This window comes from Arthrospira sp. PCC 8006, assembly GCF_046480465.1.
GTDB classification, from domain to species: domain Bacteria; phylum Cyanobacteriota; class Cyanobacteriia; order Cyanobacteriales; family Microcoleaceae; genus Limnospira; species Limnospira platensis.
Map to the genome: position 1 here is coordinate 1 of NZ_PKGG01000475.1, position 992 is coordinate 992.

The 992-nt window shown below is 38.8% G+C and carries 1 protein-coding gene; it reads left to right on the forward strand.

Annotated elements, in window-relative coordinates; translation table 11 throughout:
• A partial coding sequence (locus B9T16_RS28900) for a PD-(D/E)XK nuclease family transposase (protein ID WP_410246416.1) occupies positions 1 to 844 on the forward strand: 844 nt, incomplete at its 5' end.
• Between the last annotated feature and the right edge of the window lie 148 nt (positions 845 to 992).

Here is a 992-nt window from a genome sequence, read left to right on the forward strand (position 1 = left end):
AGAGTCACTTCTCGAATCAGAATCTAACCGTGAAGCGGCCGATGATAAAATGGTGGTTGTCGATGTCTTGTGCAAACTCGATAATGGCGATTTGGTGATTATTGAAGTTCAATTTTTCCATCAAGCCGATTATTTTCAACGTATGTTGTATGGTGTGTCGAAAGTATTGGCTGAGCATTTAGAGGCGGGAGAAAAATATGAGAAAGTCAAGAAAGTCATTTCGGTAAGCTTAGTTTACTTCAATCTCGGTCATGGCAAAGACTATCTCTATCACGGTCAAACGCTTTTTACCGGTATGAACCTCGAAGATAAACTTGAACTGAGTGCGCTTCAAAAGAAAACGTATTTCAAGACTACACCGCAGGAGTTATTTCCCGAATATTACCTCATCAAAATCAACAATTTCAATAACGTTTCGCGATCGCCATTAGAAGATTGGGTGTATTATTTTAAAAACTCTGAATTACCCTCGAAATGTGATGAAAAAATCTTATCTTTGTTATCTGAACAACTAAAGTTTGACGCCATGGATACCAAGGAAAAGCAAGATTATTATCGGTTCAGCAAAAGCAAGCGGATTTGGGATTCTACTATTGATACTGCTTTTATAGAAGGGGTAGAAGAAGGGATTCAAAAAGGAATCGAGAAAGGACTTGAAAAAGGAATCCAAAAAGGACTTGAGCAGGGCATTGAGCAAGGCATTGAGCAAGGCATTGAAAAAACTAAAGTTCAAACAATTGTTTTGGCGTTTAAGAAAGGCTTATCCATTTCGTTAATTTCCGAAATAGTTAGTATTCCTGAGGAAGAAGTAGAGCGTATTTTGAAGGATGAAAATTTGATGTAGCGATTATAGAAAAGCTTTGATAGTAAACCAATGTCTCATGGCCAGCTCCGTATTCACCTACCAATACCAGCCCATATCCTTAGAGGGTGGTACGCGCTGTGAGGGGCAAACATTGCAGTACGATATTACTTCACCGCTGAGTAGTTTG